Raw genomic sequence first — 16,412 nt, 5'->3', positions numbered from 1 at the left:
GCTCCAGATCGCCCTCGATGAGAACGGCAGCCCCCTCCTGACGTACCTCGGGCCGCCCGCCGACGGTGACGCGAACCCCCATGCCTCCCTGCCCCTGGTGGAGGTGACGGCCGCGGGGCACGGCCGCGGCCGGTCGGGCAACCGCCTCGTCGACACCACGATCGGTGGGCGGCTGCGCCACCGGTCCCACCACACGGCGCGCGAGGGCGACTCGCACACACTGACCGTCCAACTCCACGATCCAGAGACCGTGTTGGCCGCAGACGTGACGTACCGTTCACCCGACGGTGTGCCCGTCGTGCGCGGCGAGGTGACCCTGCGCGACGAAGGACGGGAGACACTGTTCCTGGAGTCGGTCGGCTCTCACGTCGTGGGCTGCCTGACCGCGGCAAGTCCGGCGGCCATCGACGCCGCGGACCTGCTGTGGGCGGACAACGACTGGCTCACCGAATGCCGGTGGCAGCGCCGTCCGATGCGCCTGACCTCGCCCGTCCTGGGCGGACGCGTGCACTTCGGCAACGGCAGAGGAGGGTTCGCCCTGACCGGGCAGGGCAGTTGGTCCAGCTGCGGACATCTGCCCATAGGCGGTCTGACGGACCGTCACTCCGGCGGCCTGGGTGTGGCAGATCGAGCACAACGGCGACTGGCGCTGGGAGTGCGGCGAACGCCACGGCACGGCGTACACGGCACTGTCCGGGCCGACCGACACCCACCACGGCTGGCGGCACCCCCTGGCACCCGGGGCGGCCTTCAGCACCGCAGCAGTCCACCAGCGACCAGCAGAACCTCCGGCTCTACGCGCCCATCGCGGCCTCGGCGCCCACCGCCGTCACCCCCGAGCAGGGCGCCGTCTGGGCCTACCCGCAGCCGGAGGACTCCCTCGACGAGGTCGCGTTCACGATGGCCAACGCCCTCCTGGGCCGTATCCACCTCTCCGGCCGGCTGTCCGAACTGCGGCCCGAGGCACGCGCCCTCGTCCACGAAGCGATGACGGTGTACAAGGCCGTCCGCGCCGACCTGGCACAGGCCGTGCCCTGCTGGCCCCTCGGCCTTCCCGCCTGGGACGACCCCTGGATCGCACTGGCCCTGCGCACCGGCGGCACCACCTACCTCACGGCCTGGCGCCGCCCCGGCACCGAGCCCTCCGCGACTCTCCGCCTTCCGCACCTGCGCGGCACACACGTCCGCGTGGACCTGCTCTGCCGGTCTCCAGCCAGGTCACCACCAGCTGGCACCCGGACACCGGCCACCTCACCGTGACCCTGCCCACCGCGCCCGCCGCCGTGCTGCTCCGGCTCAGCCGCCTCAACGCGCCCCCTCCGGACGGAACATCCGGCTGAGTCACGTACATCCCGTATACCGAAAGGACCTGGTGGCTTGTCTGACACCGGCCCCGCCAACCCCGTGATCCCCGGCTTCCACCCCGACCCCAGCATCTGCCGGGTCGGCGACGACTACTACCTCGCCTGCTCCAGCTTCGAGTACTTCCCCGGCGTACCCCTCTTCCACAGCCGTGACCTGGTGCACTGGACGCAGATCGGCAACGCCCTGGACCGGCCGAGTCAGCTGCGTCTGGCGGCCGATGTGCCGTCCTCCGCCGGGATCTACGCCCCCACCCTGCGCCACCACGACGAGCGTTTCTGGCTGATCGTCACCAACGTGAGCGGAGGCGGCGGCAACCTGCTCGTCACCGCCACCGACCCCGCCGGACCGTGGTCGGAGCCCGTCCGGCTCCCCGGTGTGCCCGGCATCGATCCCGACCTGGCCTGGGACGAGGACGGCACCTGCTGGTGCACCGTCGCCGGGATCGCGCAGGTACGCATCGACCCGCACACCGGGGAAACGTACGGGACACCGCGGAAGTTGTGGTCCGGCGCACCAGGTGACAAAGCCCCGGAGGCGCCGCACCTGTACCGGATAGGCGACTACTGGTACCTGCTCATCGCCGTGGGGGGCACCGAGCGGGGCCACGGCGTGGCGATCGCCCGCGGTCCGACACCGAGCGGCCCGTTCGAGCCCTGCCCGGCCAACCCGATCCTCACCCACCGCAGCACCGACCACCCCGTGCAGAACACCGGGCACGCCGATCTGGTCCAGGCGCCCGACGGCTCGTGGTGGATGGTGCTGCTCGGGGTACGGCCGGGCGGCGGCACGCCCGGCTGGCACGTGCTCGGCCGGGAGACCTTCCTGGCGCCCGTGACCTGGGTGGACGGCTGGCCGGTGGTCGGCGAGGTCGCCCTGGACCTGCCGGAACTCCCGTGGCCTCTGGTCCCTGGACCCGTCGAGGAGCCGAGGGACGACTTCGACCTGAGCGAACTGCGCCCGTCGTGGATCTCCGTGCGGGACCGCCCGGCCGAGCACTGCACCACCAAGGAGCGCCCCGGATGGCTGACGCTCCGCGCGCGGGGCGCCGACCTCGACGAACCCGACGTCGTCTTCACCGGCCGGCGCCAGCAGCACCTGTCGTGCCGCGCGCGGACCCTGCTCGATCCCTCGGCCGGAACCGGCGGCCTGGCCGTGCGGCTGGACGAGCGGCACCACTACGCGATCGAGGCGTCCGGCCGCGAAGTGCGGGTGATCGCGCGCGTCGGCTCCCTGCGCACGGTCGTGGCCGCACAGCCCGTACCCGACGGGCCGGTGGTCCTCGCCCTCACGATCACCGACCCTCCGCCGCCGCACGATGCCCGCACCGGCCCCGACGTCGTCTCCCTCGGCGTCGAGCAGCCCGACGGCACCTTCACCGCGCTCGCGGCCCTCGACGGCCGCTACCTGTCGACCGAGGTCGCCGGCGGCTTCACGGGCCGCGTCATCGGCATGTACGCCGCGGCCGGCACCGTCCACTTCGACTGGTTCACATACGAGCCCCTCAGACCATGACCACCGATCCGACCACCAACAACCCGACGCCCGAGCGAAAGGAACGACAGGTGAAGGACATACGGCACCCCGCACACCGCCGCAGCCGCGGCCCCGGGCGCCTGGCCGCCCTGCTGCTGACGCTGCTCGCCATCGTGGGCTTGTCCAGCGGCACCACGATGGCGGCGGCCGACGGCCCGGCGCGGACCCAGGTCAGGGTTCCGGCCTCCGCCATGGACGCCGTGGCGGCCATGCAGCCCAGCTGGAACCTGGGCAACACGCTGGACGCCATCCCGGACGAGACCTCCTGGGGCAATCCCGCGGTCACCAAGTCCCTGTTCGACACCATCCGCGCTCAGGGCTTCCGCAGCGTCCGCATCCCGGTGACCTGGACCGACCACCAGTCCGCCACCGCGCCCTACACCATCGACGCCACGTACATGAACCGCGTCAAGCAGGTGGTCGACTGGGCGCTGGCCGACGGCCTGTACGTCGTGATCAATGTCCACCACGACTCGTGGCAGTGGATCGCTGACATGGCCACCAACCACGACAAGGTGCTCGCCCGCTTCGGCTCCTCCTGGTCCCAGATCGCCACCACGTTCCGGAACGAGCCGCGCACCCTGCTCTTCGAGAGCGTCAACGAACCGCAGTTCAACAACGCAACGCCCGCGCAGAAGACCCAGTTCCTGAACGAGCTGAACACCTCCTTCCACAAGGTCGTCCGCTCCACGGGTGGCGGGAACACCAACCGCCTGCTCGTCCTGCCCACGCAGGGCTGTACACCCGCCCAGAACCTCATGGACGACCTGTCCGCCACGATCGGGGCACTGCACGACCGCAACCTGGTCGCCACGGTGCACTACTACAGCTGGTACCCGTTCAGCGTGAACGTCGCGGGCGGCATCCGGTACGACGCCACCGCCCAGAAGGACCTGACCGACGCCTTCACCCGGATGCACGACACGTTCGTCGCCAAGGGCATCCCGGTCTACCTCGGCGAGTACGGCACGCTCAGCTGGCCCGACTACAACCACCCCGACCCCATCGAGCGGGGTGAGGGACTGAAGTACCTGGAGCAGCTCGGACACCAGGCGCGGGTCGCCGGGGTCACCACCGCCCTGTGGGACCCCTTCTCCTACCTGAACCGCTCCACCCTCAAGTGGCGTGACCCCGCCCTGTTCACCTGGATCAAGTCGAGCTGGAGCACCCGCTCGGGTACCGCCTCCTCCGACCAGGTCTTCGTGGCGAAGTCGACCCCGATCACGGCCCAGTCACTCACCCTGAACCCGAACGGCACCACCTTCCGGGGTCTGTGGCAGGGCAGCGAGAAGCTGGTCGCGGGACGGGACTACACCGTGTCCGGCGACCGGCTCACCCTCACGGCCACCGCGCTGACCCGTCTGACCGGCAATCGCGCGTACGGGGTGAACGCGACGCTCCAGGCCCGGTTCTCCCGCGGGCTGCCCTGGAAGATCGACGTCATCACCTACGACACCCCGGTGCTGTCGAGCACCAAGGGCACGAGCGGCTCGTTCGCCCTTCCCACGCAGTACCGCGGTGACGTGCTGGCGACCATGGAGGCCACGTACGCCGACGGCGGCAACGCCGGCCCGGCCGACTGGACCCCGTACCAGCAGTTCAACCAGTCCTTCTCGCCCGACTACGCGGGCGGCAGGATCACCCTGACGTCCGACTTCCTGAAGGCGCTGCACGACAACGCGCCGGTGACGCTGAAGTTCCACTTCTGGAGCGGCGCCATCGTCATGTACCACGTGACGAAGTCCGGGAGCTCGGTGACCGGCACGGCGTCCTGACCGACCGGCCCTCCGACCTGGTTGCCCGCTCCCGTGCCGGGTGACCAGGGCACACCCCGCGTCCCGGCGCGCTGAGGGGCGCCGGCCGTGCCTCGACAGAGACGCCACCGGCGTTCGTCATTCATCCAATGTCTCGGAGAACGATCGAACAGGAGGGTCCACGTTGCCGGAACACACCTCACGCAGATCGGTACTCGCCGCCATGGCGGCCATGACGGTGGCCACCGCGGTCGGTTCCGCCACGGTGGCGGCACCCGTGTACGCAGCGCCCACCGCACCCCAGCCACTGCCACTGCCCGCCCTGCGGATCCCGAGGACCGACATGGGGGTCGAGCAGCAGCCGGATTCCACGATCCAGTGGCTCCAGGACGCCAAGCTGGGCATGTTCATCCACTGGGGCGTGTACGCGGGCCCGGCCAAGGGCGAGTGGTGGATGCACAGCGCCCCCATCACGCCGGCGGACTACCGGAAATACGTCACCGACGCCACCGACGAGCAGTTCACCGCGGACGCCTACGACCCGGAGGCCTGGGCGCGGCTGGCCAAGGACTTCGGAGCGAGGTACGTGACGCTGACCACGCGACACCACGACGGTTTCGCGCTGTGGCCGCTGAACCACCCCAACAGCTGGAACTCCGGGCAGGCGCCGCTGGGCCGCGACTTCGTCAAGGACTACGTCGCGGCGGTGCGGGCGGCGGGTCTGAAGGTGGGCCTGTACTACTCGCCGATCGACTGGCGCTATCCCGGCTACTACGACGTCCGCGGCACCCACTGCGCGCCCAACCCCTGGAACTACACGACCGATCCCGCGCACAAGGAGAACGCGCGAGTCATGAAGACCGAGGTGTACCAGTCGGTCAAGGAGCTGGTCACCCGGTACGGCCCGATCGACGACCTGTGGTGGGACGGCGGCTGGGTGGCGGAGCAGGGCAGCGACGCGGACGGCGCGTTCTTCTGGGAGCCCGGCCGGTACCGCGACCCCGCCAACGAGTGGCCGGTGGACGCCGTCTACGGCGAGACGGACGACGATGGCAGACCGCTGGGGCTGATGGGCATGGTGCGCAAGCACCAGCCCGGGATCGTCGCCACCTCACGCTCGGGCTGGACAGGCGACTACGCCAGCGACGAGGGCCCTTCCGTCCCGAGCGGGGCGATCCGCACCGGGCTCGTCGAGAAGGTGTTCAGCGTCGGCAGCACCTGGGGCTACAACTCCGATGGCACCGTGATGAGTTACGGCTCCGCCATGGACATCCTGGTCAACTGCTGGGTGCGGAACATGACCGTGATGGTCAACGTCGGCCCGGACCGGCACGGCACGGTGTCCGACGCCCAGGCCGGGCTGCTGCGGCGGATCGGCACCTTCATGACGTCCTACGGCCGGTCGGTCTACGGCACCCGCGGCGGCCCGTGGAACCCGGTCGACGGCCAGTACGGCTTCACCTACAAGGACGATACGTTCTTCGTGCACCTGCTGCCCGGCTACAGCGGCACCTCGTTCACCGTCCCGTCGCTCGGTGACGCCAGGATCGTGCGGGCCTTCGATGTGCGCACCGGTGCCGGCCTGGCGTACTCGGCCGAAGGTGACGGCCGGGTGACGATCACCGGCATCGACCGCACCACCCATCCCGAGGACAGCGTCATCGGCGTCACGCTGGACCGGTCCGTGCAGCCGGCCGACATCGCCGTCGGCCGGACGGCGACGGCCGACAGCGAGGAGTCCTCGAAGGGCAACACCGCCGCGAGAGCGGTGGACGGTTCCACCGCGACCCGGTGGTGTGCGAACGACGGCGGCACCGGCCACTGGCTCAAGGTCGACCTCGGCTCGCCCCGGCCGCTGACCGGCACCCGCATCGCCTGGGAACTGGACAGGACCAACTACCGTTACGTAATTGAGGGTTCCGTCGACAACCGCAGGTGGAGCACGCTGGCCGACAACACGGCCACCACCAGCACCAGTCAGGTCCAGGTCGCCCTGTTCCGGACCCGGGCGCGGTATGTGCGAGTCACGGTCACCGGGTTGCCTTCCGGGGCATGGGCGTCCATACGCAACTTCGAGGTCTACGACCGGCCCTTCTCCGCCGAGCTGGGATCGTAGGCGCTGGACACGTGGAACCGGGGGCTTGGCCACACAGACCAAAGCCTCCGGTTCCCGGGAAAGCCTCAGGAAGTGACGAAGACCCGGACGTCCCAGGCGCCGAGGCCCACCGATGTGCCGACGGGAATCACGCTGCCGTCGAGGACGTCGGTCAGATCGCCGGGTGCACGGACGGCGGCCTCCTGCCAGCTCCAGTCGTGCACCACGTGCGCGCGTCGCCCGTCGGGGCAGTTGCCGGTCGTCACGGTCACGGACGCGGGCAGGGTGCCCCATCCGCTGCTGGGTGCGGACGACAGCCACTCGGCAAGTGCGCGGGCGGTGCCGCGTCCGGGTACGGTGCCGACGCAGGTGACATGGCCCGCGCCGTGGCGGCGGGTGGTGATCGCGGGCCAGCGGCCGAAGTGCGGGTGCTCGTACTCGGCGAGCACCTCGGCGTCGACCACCGTCAGTCCGTCCACCCCGTGTGTCGCGGTTCCGCCCTCAGGCAGCGCGAGCGGGCTTCCGGGCGCGGCGCGCAGAGGCAGTTCAGCGGGAAGGTTGCCCACCTCGTCGTACCAGACCCCGGCCGCCGCCACGAGGCGTGCGGGAGCCTGCTCGTGGCGCTGGGAGGTCTGCGGCGACCCGGACGGCAAGCTCGGGCTCGTCGTCCACGGCGAGCCGGGATCGGGGTGCGGCACGGGCGTGCGCCGGTACTTCACCCCGGACCGCTACCGGATCGTCCTCTTCGACCAGCGCGGCCGCGGCCGCAGCACTCCCCACGCGAGCGACCCCGCGACCGACATGCGGCACAACACCACCCACCAGCTGATCGCTGACATGGAGCGGCTCAGGGAGCACCTGGGCATCGACCGCTGGCTGCTGCACGGCGGTTCCTGGGGCTCCACGCTCATCCTGGCCTTGGCCGAACGGCATCCGGAGCGGGTGAGCGAGATCGTCATCTCCGGTGTCACCACCGCCCGGCTTTCGGAGATCGACTGGCTCTACCGAGGCGTCGGCCGGTTCTTCCCCGAGCAGTGGGAGCGTTTCCTCGCGGGGGCTGACGGCATGTCACGAGATGAAGACGTCGTCGCGGCCCACGCCCGCCTGATGGAGCACCCCGACGATGCTGTACGGGAGAAGGCCACGACCGACTGGTGTGCCTGGGAGGGCGGGTCCTGTCCGGTGAGACGAGCGGCGCCTTCAGCGCCTACCGCCGACTCCACCGTGCCTGGCCTGGCTCCGAGTTGGTCGTCGTTGAAGGCGCGGGGCATCTGGGCAGCGCGACGACACGCGACCATGTGCTCCAGGCCCTCGACCCGTTCGCGTCCGTGAACTGACTACAGTAGCGGACCCGTTTTCAGCCGTCAGAACTTGCCGGGGAGTCGCCAGATCTGGTTCTTCTTGGTGCTGAGGGCGCTGGCCGGGTCGCAGGTCCACTGGTGGATGAGGGCTCCCGGAGCGGTGGAGATGTTGCTGACGTCGACGCACTTGCCGCTGTGGACGGCGACGAGTTGGTAGTCCTTGTTGCTGCCGAGCGCGGTGACGGGGTTGAGGGTGAACTGCTGGTTGGCCGCGCCGCTGCAGGTGTACTGGATGACGACGGCGCCGTCGGCGGTGGACGCCCCGGAGACGTCCAGGCACTTGCCGCTCAGCTCGTTGACCACGGTGTAGGTGTTGGTCTTTCCGCTCACTGGGTTGAGGTCGAGCATCTGCTGGTAGCCGCCCTCGCAGTGGTACTGCTGGTACTGCGTGCCATTGGCGGTGCTCAGGTTGGTGTCGTCCAGGCACTGGCCGCTGTTCTGGCTGACGGCGACGGTCGAGACGGCGGTGTTGGACGGCGGGAGCAGGGTGACGGTGTAGCCGTCCTTGGCGTTGCTCCAGGGGATGCTGACCGAGGCCGCGTTGTTGCCGACGGTCAGGGTGGTGTCGGAGATCGTCTCCGGCCCGGTCACCGCGGCGCCGCCGTTGTAGGGGACGCGCTGGACGACGGCGCGGACCTTGCCGCCCTCCACCACCGAGGTCGTGTTCAGGCCGGTGAGGTTGACGGTGACATTACCGGTGTTGCCGTTGCTGCCGAGCAGGATCTTGGCGTTCTTGGCGGTGTTGTCCTTGGTGGCGAGGCCGTCGGTGCCGGCGCCCGGAGTGAGGTTGACGATGTTGCCGGACTGTGAACCGTAGTAGCGGTACATGAACCACTCGCCCAGCGGCAGGTACTGGCCGGAGCTGTTCTTCGTGAGCAGGTTGGCCTCGTAGTCGTGCAGGTTCGTGCCGGAGGCCCAGTTGCCGCGCAGGCCGTCGGCGCCGGCGCGCTCCAGACGGCCGATGAACCAAGCACCACCACCGGGGTTCTGCTGGGAGAGCGCCGCGTACTCGTTGATCTGGTACGGGCGGGTGTTGGTCAGGCCTGCCGCGGCGAGGGTGGTGTTGGCACTGGCGACGCCCGGGACGGGGTCAGCGGGTTCGTCGTGCCAGCTGTAGATGTCGGGGGCGACGTCGTTGGCCTTGACGTAGGTGAGGTAGGTGGTCCACCAGGTGTTGGAGGAGGTCGGCTGGCCCGCCATGCTGGGGCCGACGATGAGCTGGCCCGGGAAGGCCGCCCGCACCCGGGCGTAGAAGCGGGACCACATCTGCAGGTACTGGCTCTGCGAGGGAGCCCAGAAGCCCCTGCCGTCGGGCTCGTTCCACAGATCCCACTCGACGGTCATGTGGTTGGCTTTGACGTCGTTGATCAGCTGCGTGACGAAGTTGTCGAACTTCGTCCAGTCACCGTTGTCGCCGGGCCAGCCCTGGCTGGTGGTGCTGTCCGCGCCCCACAGGTCGTGCGGGAGCAGCACGAAGGTGCCACCGAGGGCCGCGGTGCGCTTGTACTGGGCGAGCGTGGCGTTCCAGCGGGTCTGGTAGTCGGCGAGGCTGGTGCCGTAGCCGCCGCTGTTGAGCTGGGCGCCACCGGCCCGCATGAAGTGCCACTTGATGTCCTTGAAGAAGTGGTCCTGCGGCAGTGACCCGTTCGGCGTCATCCCGTAGATCATGCCGGAGGCGCGGTAGGTGGGTGCGCCTCCGGCTGTCGCGAAGTCCACCGTGACGCCGGTGTCGGCGGCCTGTGACGGGGCTGCGGGCACGAGGGTCGCAGCCAGAGCGGTCAGCAGGACGGCGACGGAGGGGACCGTTCGGCGTCCGGCGCGGGTGGTGGGGCTGGGGTGTATCCGGGGCGATTTCATGGTGCGGCTCCTGCATGGGTGTGGCGGGGCCCGGACGGTCCGGGGGCTATTGGGGGAGGCAGCCGGTCAGCGGCCGTCTCGGTGTGCGTGTGCTTCGGCCAGCAGGAGATAGCTGCTGGCGGTCCAGGTGTAGGCGCGGTCGCGCAGCCCCGTGCCGGTGAGGGCGTCGAAGTTCTCGGCGAAGCCGTGGGTCTCGCACAGGGCGCGGAAGCGGGCGCTGATGTCGTCCGCCAGCCGGTGGTGGCCGGCGCGGCGCAGGCCGTCCTCGACGAGGACGGTGGCCGGGGCCCAGATCGGACCGCGCCAGTAGCCGTCGGCGAGGTAGTGCGGTGAGGTGGTCAGTTCGGTGGCGAGGCCGTACGGGGTCAGATGAGCCTTGATGTGGTCGGCCAGGGCGCTGGCGACCTCGCCGGGCAGGTGCTCGCCCAGCACGATGGGCATCAGGTCCAGGAGGCTCGAACTGCTCCAGGTGTCCCCGCCGGCGACACCTCGGGCGACGAATCTGTCCCCGCTCCATAGCTGCTCCAGCAGTGCCGTCTGGGAATCCTCGGCCGCCCGGGTCCACCGGCACGCCTCGTCCCCCCTTCCCAACTCGGCTGCCAGCTCGGCGAGTTCGCGCAGCTGGAGGACGAGGAAGGCGGCCAGGTCGGCGGTGACGACCACGCGCTCGGGGTCGAAGGTGGTGGCGTTGTCCCAGCCGCTGTCGTTGCCATGCTGGTAGTGGGCCAGTTCGGCGCCGGGGGCTCTCCGTGCGGTGAGCCAGAAATCGGTCCAGCGCTCCAACCTGCCGTACACCTCTGCCAGTTCGGTCCGGCCGAGAGGTGTCGGCAGGCGGCGGCGCAGGTGGCCGAAGGCCCAGCCGTGGATGGGCGGCTTGACGAAGTTGTAGAGCACCTCGGAGTGGGTGACCGAGTCGGGCAGGGCGCCGCTGTCGTCCTGGTGGTCGAAGGGCAGGGCGAACTGGTCCAGGGCCAGTTCGGGGCAACCGGGCGCCAGGGCAAGGGCGTTGAAGCAGTGGTCCCAGCTCCAGACCTTGTCCATCCAGTGCTTGGACATCAGCACGGCGGGGCGGGTGACCAGGCCGGTCGGTCGTACGGTCGCCGACCAGACGACGTAGACGGCGAGCTCGGCGGCCGGGGTGGCGGACGAGCGCCAGGGGGCCACGGCGTCGACGAATTCCCTGAAGCCTCTCTTCGCGGCCCCCACGATCTCGTCGAAAGGCGCCGAGGACGCGTAGGGCGGACGAGAGGTGTCCATTTCCTCGATCGCCATCTCCCAGGTCCCGTCCACCGCGGTGGTCATGGCGAGACCGCGGTCGCCGCTGCCCAGCGCCTGGGCACCGGCCGGGGCGGCGAGGGTGCCGGACAGCACGGTGACGCGGTAACGGCGTCCGGTCTCGTACGAGGTGAACACGTGCCCGTTCGCTGCCGGGTCGTGGAAGAAGTACGTTCCGCTGAACGGGGTCAGGGCCCGCACGGCGGCGAAGACGCTGATGCCCAGGCCGCTCCCCCGCAGCCGTACGGTGTCCGGCGACTCGTAGGCGAGGTCGACCTGGCCGCCCTCGCCGATCCAGCTGAGCAGGCCCGGTGTCGCCTCGACGCGGGCCGCGGCCCGCTCGCCCGTCGCCGGGTCCAGCGGGACCAGGCGCAGGACGCCGTGCATGCCGTTCTGGTGCGAGACGAGGTGGAGGTCCTCGGCGTACGTCTTCTCGGCCACCACGGGCGAGATGTCGAACCAGGATCCGTATGTGCTGAACGGAATGTCGTGGACGGAGAAGGCCGGGCCGGACGGGGCGGCGGTCATGATGCGTCACTCGTTTCTCGGGCAGGGGGCACCGGCCGACTGGCGTGCGTGCGGCCGGAGCGGTCGTGACGGGAGGGAGGACTCTCAGTCCTTGACGGCGCCGGCGGTCACGCCGGCGGCGACATGGCGCTGGGCGAGGACGAGGATCACGGCGGTCGGCAGCGAGGCGACGACGGCGGTCGCCATGATGGCGTTCCACTGCTGGTTGTTGTTGCCGATGTAGTGGTAGATGCCGAGCGTGATCGGCTCGTGGGCGCCGCCGCCCGCGAGGGTGCTGGCGAAGACGAAGTCGGACCAGGACCACAGGAAGGCGAACAGGGAGACCGTGACGACGGCGTTGCGGCTCATCGGCAGCACCACGGACCAGAAGGTGCGCAGGGCCCTCGCCCCGTCCACCTGCGCGGCCTGGAGCAGCTCACCGGGAATGCCGGACATGAACGCCGTGAAGATCAGGACCGCGAACGGGACGGCCAGGGTCGAGTCGGCGACGATCAGCCCGGGGACGGACTGGAGCAGACCCAGTTGGAGGTAGATGGCGTAGAAGCCCATCGCCATGATGATGCCGGGGATCATCTGTGCGGCCAGCAGGAAGAAGCTCAGGATGCCGCCACCGCGTGGGCGCAGCTTGGCCAGGGCGTAGCCGGCGGGCGCGGCCAGGACCACGGTCAGGACGACGGTGCCCAGGCCGATCACGAGGCTGGTGCCGAGGTAGGGCAACTGCTCGTCGAGGACGGTGCGGTAGCCGGCCAGGGTGCCGTGCACAGGGAGCAGATCGGGCGGGCTCTTGCGCATGTCCTGGTCGCGGGTCAAGGACACGTTGAGCATCCAGTAGACCGGGAAGAGCATGATCGCGGTCAGCAGGACGCCGACGGTCGTCTTCCACCACGTACGGCTGGTGCTTCGGCTCATGACAGCGCCTGCCTCCGCTGGACCCGGACGTAGACCAGGCCGAAGACCAGGGCGGCGACCACGAGCAGGTTGCCGACGGCCGCGCCCGGGCCGAAGGCGGGCAGGAGGTTGCCGAAACCGAGCTGGTAGGACCAGGTGGCGAAGGTGGTGGACGAGTCCGCCGGGCCGCCCTTGGTCATGATCCAGATGATGTCGAAGACCTTGAGCGTGTAGACCAGCCCGAGCAGCAGGGTGATCGCGGACACCGGGCGCAGCAGCGGGAAGGTGACGCGCCAGAAACGCTGCCAGGCGTTCGCCCCGTCGAGGGCGGCGGCCTCGTACAGGTTCGCGGGGATGGACTGCAGGCCGCTGTAGAGGACGACCAGGTTGAACGGGACACCGATCCAGATGTTCGCGATGATCACCGAGGTCAGCGACCAGGACGGTGAGGTCAGCCAGTTCACCGGCTCGATGCCGACGGCGCTCACCAGGGCGTTGACGACGCCGGAGTCGCTGTTGAGCATCCACGACCAGGTGGAGGCCGACACGATGAGCGGCAGCAGCCAGGGCACCAGGAACAGGGCGCGCAGGGTGGCCGACAGCCGGAAGTGCTGGTTGAAGAAGACCGCGAGGGCCAGGCCGATGGCGTACTGGAAGACCAGGCACACGGCGGTGAAGACGGCCGTGTGGAGCAGGGCCGGGGTGAAGGTGGGGTCGTCGAAGACGGTCTGATAGTTCCTCAGGCCCGTGAAGGGTGCGTTGCCCTGCACGAAGGAGCGGACGGTGTAATGGCGCAGGCTGAGATCGAGGTTGCGGTACAGCGGATAGGCATAGAAGAGGGCGAGATAGACGGTCACCGGGGCGAGGAATCCCCAGGCGGCCCACTGCTGGGAGGTCGGACGGCGGCGTGTCCTGGTGCGGGCCGGGGACGGGGCGGCGATGGACGCTCCGTCCCGGACGCGCGCGGACCGGCGGTCCGGCGGATGGGTGGTCTGTTTCATCGGTCCCACCTCACTTGACCGCGTCCTGCGCCGAAGTGAGCGCGTCCTTGGGCGACTTGGACCCGCTGAGGGCGGACTGGACGGCCTTCCACATCTGCTCGGAGATCTTGGGGTACTTGGTGCCCAGGCCGTCGCTCGTGCGCCCCTTGGCCGACTTGACCGCGTCGACCCATGGCTTCAGCTCGGCGTTCGCCGCCACCTGCTTGTTCTGGACCTCGCTGGTGGGGGCCACGTAGGACAGCGTGGTGTCGGTGTCGTAGAGGTTCTGGGCGCTGGTCAGGCAGGTGGTGAGCTTCCGGGAGGTGGTGTAGCGGGCGGTGTCGTCCTGGACCGGGATGGTGACGAGCTCGCCGCCGGTCGGGGCCGCCGCATTGCCTCCCGTGGCCGCGGGGATGGGCAGCACCCCGTAGTCGAGCCCGGCCTTCCTCGCGTTGGCGAGCTGCCAGGTGCCGTTCTCCGCGAAGGCGTAGTCGCCGCCGGCGAACTCCTGCCAGCTGGTGGTCTGGGTGTTGTTGAGCACCGAGTTGGGGGCGTAGCCCTGCTTCAGCCAGTCCGTCCACAGCGACAGGGCGGACACGGCCTGCGCTGAGTCGAGCCCGGTCAGCTTGGCACCCGCGCCCCAGAACCACGGCAGGAACTGGAAACTTCCCTCCTCCGTGCCGATCGCCGAGAACGTGACGCCCTTCTTGCCCGCCTTCTTGACCTTCGCCAGCGCCGCCGTCAGCGACGTCCAGTCCTTGACCGAGGCAATGTCCACCCCGGCTTCCTTCAGCACCTTCCTGTTGTAGTAGAGGGCGAGGGTGTTGGCGCCGATCGGCGTGCCGTACGTCTTGCCGCCCGACTGGCCGGCCGCGAGCAGGTTGGGGTCCGCCTTCGCGGTGTCCAGCTTGGTGTCGTCGGTCGTGGTGAGCACGCCCGCCTCGGCCAGGGTCGACACCACCGGGTTGTCCACGACGAGCACGTCCGGCGAGTTGCCCTGCTGCGCCGCCAGCAGTGTCTTGTTGCCCAGGTCGCTGGTGTCGAAGGCGGTCCGCTTGATCTTCACCCCGGCCCCGGTGCCGCACCGGTCCAGCAACTTCACCCAGGCCGAGCCCTTGTCGAACTGCGGGTACGGGTCCCAGACGGTGTACGTGCCGCTGCCGGCACCCTTGGCGTCGGTGGTGCCCGAACCGGAGGAACAGGCGGTGGCGCTGACGGCCACGGCCAGGGCTGTGAGGGCTGCTGCGGTCAGACGACGCTGTCCGGAGGAGTGCTTCATTGCAGGGATTCCTTTGTTTTGGGCATGACAATGCCGAGGGCGCGAGCTGAAGAGGAGAGACGGGCACGGCGAACGGCACCGTTGAGCAGTGCGAGCGTCCGGTGGTGTGACGAGGGGTGAAGACGGTTAAGTGGGTGCGGTCAGGGCGTCGTACCGGACCCCGCGTCCGCGGTGGGTGCGACTCCCGCGGGCCCGGTGCTGGCCCGCAGGGAGATCGGCGGCGTGAGGAGATGGTGCCGGGGCGGCGCGTCGGGATGACCGAGCCGCTCCACCAGCAGGTCGACGGCTCGCCGGCCCATCTCCGCCGCCGGTACGTCCGCCGCGGTGAGCTGCGGGGTCACAGTCTCCGCCCACCGGCCGGCCACCACCCCGGTGACGGAGAAGTCGCACGGCACATGGCGGCCCGCCCGGGCGAGCCCCCGGTAGAGGCCGCCCAGAGCGGCTTCGTTCAGCGTGACCAGGGCCGTGGTGGCCGGGTCGTCGCGCAGGATCTGCTCCACGCATGCCTGGCCGGACGCGGCGTCGTCCCCGCAGCAGTACGTCCGCACCGTCAGCCCGCGCTCGGCCGCGGCCTTGGTGAAGCCGTCCAGGCCACGGTGCGCGGACTCGTACCCGGCCCGCAGCAGCTGCTCGGGACGGTTGACGAAGGCGACCCGGCGATGGCCGAGATCCGCCAGGTGGTGCACACACGCCGCCGCCAGCGCGGTGTGGTCCAGGCCCACCCACCAGCCGCGCTCCGGATGGGCGGTGCGGCCGATGGCGACGGAGGGGAAGTCCAGCGCGGCCAGGTGATCGACCCGGTCGTCCTCCAGCCTGATCTCCATCAGGATCGCGCCGTCGACCCGTCGCTCGCCCAGCAGCCGCTGGAAGGAGCGGTCGCTGTCCACTCCGCTCGGGGACAGCAGCACGTCGTAGTCGTAGGCCGCGGCGGCCTCCACCACACTGCCGATGAAGTCCAGCTGCATCCCCGTGTAGTGGTTCCCGGCCGGCGGGAAGACCAGACCGATCGTGCTGGTCCGGCCGTTGGCCAGCGCGCGGGCACTGGCGCTGGGCCGGTAGCCCAGCTCGTCGACGACCTGCTGGATCTTCCGGCGCGTCTCCTCCGACACCGGGCGCTTGCCGCTCAGCGCGTACGACACGGTGCTCCGCGAGACACCGGCCCGCTTGGCGATCTCACCGATGTTCACGGGGACTCCTTGCTCGAACCGGTTCGCTGCTCCGGGAGGAACACAGCGCCGGGCGCCTGAGGCTGGGAACGGTGAAGAAGTGATCTCCGGTTTGTCGAACCGGTTCGCATGAAGTGAAGGTAGGAATCGCCCGAAGGCCTGTCAACACCTCCGACCGCATTCCCGCAATCCCGGGCCGGAGCCGGAGCCGGTGGATCGCGTCGAGGGGATTGCTGGCCGGGTTGCCCGGTGCTAGCTTCACCGAACCGGTTCGACGAGGTGGCTTAGGCGATCTATCGGTTCGACGTATGCCGGTACTGAAGGATTGAGG

11 protein-coding genes and 1 pseudogene are annotated in these 16,412 nt (G+C 69.8%); 5 read left to right on the top strand and 7 right to left on the bottom strand.

The genetic code is table 11. From position 1 onward, the window contains the following. Positions 1–900 precede the first annotated feature (900 nt). The 4 genes from AV521_RS52200 to AV521_RS01730 all read left to right on the top strand — a co-directional run bounded on the left by AV521_RS52200 (position 901) and on the right by AV521_RS01730 (position 6,768). A complete protein-coding gene (locus AV521_RS52200; protein WP_305965129.1) occupies positions 901–1,260 on the top strand; it encodes a hypothetical protein in 360 nt (119 codons plus the stop codon). A 117-nt stretch (positions 1,261–1,377) separates the two neighbouring features. Continuing rightward, entirely contained in the window at positions 1,378–2,877 is a 1,500-nt protein-coding gene (locus AV521_RS01740) for a glycoside hydrolase family 43 protein (protein ID WP_076082454.1), read from the top strand. A 50-nt stretch (positions 2,878–2,927) separates the two neighbouring features. Next, positions 2,928–4,673: a cellulase family glycosylhydrolase gene (locus AV521_RS01735; RefSeq protein WP_076083426.1), complete on the top strand. Its 1,746-nt coding sequence runs from the start codon at positions 2,928–2,930 to the stop codon at positions 4,671–4,673. Positions 4,674–4,836: 163 nt separating this feature from the next. Beyond that, positions 4,837–6,768, top strand: a complete 1,932-nt coding sequence (locus AV521_RS01730; protein WP_076082453.1) for an alpha-L-fucosidase — start codon at positions 4,837–4,839, stop codon at positions 6,766–6,768. 65 nt (positions 6,769–6,833) lie between these two features. Here AV521_RS01730 and AV521_RS47425 read toward each other — a convergent pair whose 3' ends face one another. Beyond that, positions 6,834–7,313: a hypothetical protein gene (locus AV521_RS47425; RefSeq protein WP_179022734.1), complete on the bottom strand. Its 480-nt coding sequence runs from the start codon at positions 7,311–7,313 to the stop codon at positions 6,834–6,836. A gap of 58 nt (positions 7,314–7,371) precedes the next feature. Between AV521_RS47425 and AV521_RS01720 the strand changes: the two are divergent. Next, positions 7,372–8,084: pseudogene (locus tag AV521_RS01720) on the top strand (alpha/beta fold hydrolase); the annotation flags it as partial. A gap of 27 nt (positions 8,085–8,111) precedes the next feature. Here AV521_RS01720 and AV521_RS01710 read toward each other — a convergent pair. From AV521_RS01710 to AV521_RS01685, 6 genes are all read right to left on the bottom strand, one after another. Beyond that, a complete protein-coding gene (locus AV521_RS01710) occupies positions 8,112–9,965 on the bottom strand; it encodes an RICIN domain-containing protein (RefSeq protein WP_079249066.1) in 1,854 nt (617 codons plus the stop codon). Between the two features lie 66 nt (positions 9,966–10,031). Further along, positions 10,032–11,768, bottom strand: coding sequence for an amylo-alpha-1,6-glucosidase (locus AV521_RS01705; RefSeq protein WP_076082450.1), 1,737 nt, complete (start codon positions 11,766–11,768; stop codon positions 10,032–10,034). Positions 11,769–11,852: 84 nt separating this feature from the next. Further along, positions 11,853–12,677, bottom strand: a complete 825-nt coding sequence (locus AV521_RS01700; RefSeq protein ID WP_076082449.1) for a carbohydrate ABC transporter permease — start codon at positions 12,675–12,677, stop codon at positions 11,853–11,855. Then, positions 12,674–13,657 (bottom strand): carbohydrate ABC transporter permease, encoded by a 984-nt coding sequence (locus AV521_RS01695; RefSeq protein ID WP_076082447.1) that lies wholly within the window; start codon positions 13,655–13,657, stop codon positions 12,674–12,676. The genes AV521_RS01700 and AV521_RS01695 overlap by 4 nt, the downstream gene beginning before the upstream one ends. Before the next feature lie 10 nt (positions 13,658–13,667). Beyond that, the gene (locus tag AV521_RS01690; protein WP_076082446.1) at positions 13,668–14,915 is read right to left on the bottom strand and encodes an extracellular solute-binding protein; all 1,248 of its coding nucleotides are present in this window, start codon (positions 14,913–14,915) and stop codon (positions 13,668–13,670) included. Positions 14,916–15,055: 140 nt separating this feature from the next. After that, on the bottom strand, positions 15,056–16,102 hold the full coding sequence (locus tag AV521_RS01685; protein ID WP_076082444.1) for a LacI family DNA-binding transcriptional regulator: 1,047 nt from the start codon (positions 16,100–16,102) through the stop codon (positions 15,056–15,058). Positions 16,103–16,412: the final 310 nt, after the last annotated feature.

Origin of the sequence: Streptomyces sp. IMTB 2501 (genome assembly GCF_001953885.1) — a bacterium.
Taxonomy (GTDB): domain Bacteria; phylum Actinomycetota; class Actinomycetes; order Streptomycetales; family Streptomycetaceae; genus Streptomyces.
This window is presented reverse-complemented; position numbering and strand designations above follow the sequence as displayed.

Coding starts and splice junctions, on each gene's coding strand:
- AV521_RS52200 (WP_305965129.1), top strand. CDS start 901: ATGGCCAACGCCCTCCTGGGCCGTATCCACCTCTCCGGCCGGCTGTCC.
- AV521_RS01710 (WP_079249066.1), bottom strand. CDS start 9,965: ATGAAATCGCCCCGGATACACCCCAGCCCCACCACCCGCGCCGGACGC.
- AV521_RS01705 (WP_076082450.1), bottom strand. CDS start 11,768: ATGACCGCCGCCCCGTCCGGCCCGGCCTTCTCCGTCCACGACATTCCG.
- AV521_RS01700 (WP_076082449.1), bottom strand. CDS start 12,677: ATGAGCCGAAGCACCAGCCGTACGTGGTGGAAGACGACCGTCGGCGTC.
- AV521_RS01695 (WP_076082447.1), bottom strand. CDS start 13,657: ATGAAACAGACCACCCATCCGCCGGACCGCCGGTCCGCGCGCGTCCGG.
- AV521_RS01690 (WP_076082446.1), bottom strand. CDS start 14,915: ATGAAGCACTCCTCCGGACAGCGTCGTCTGACCGCAGCAGCCCTCACA.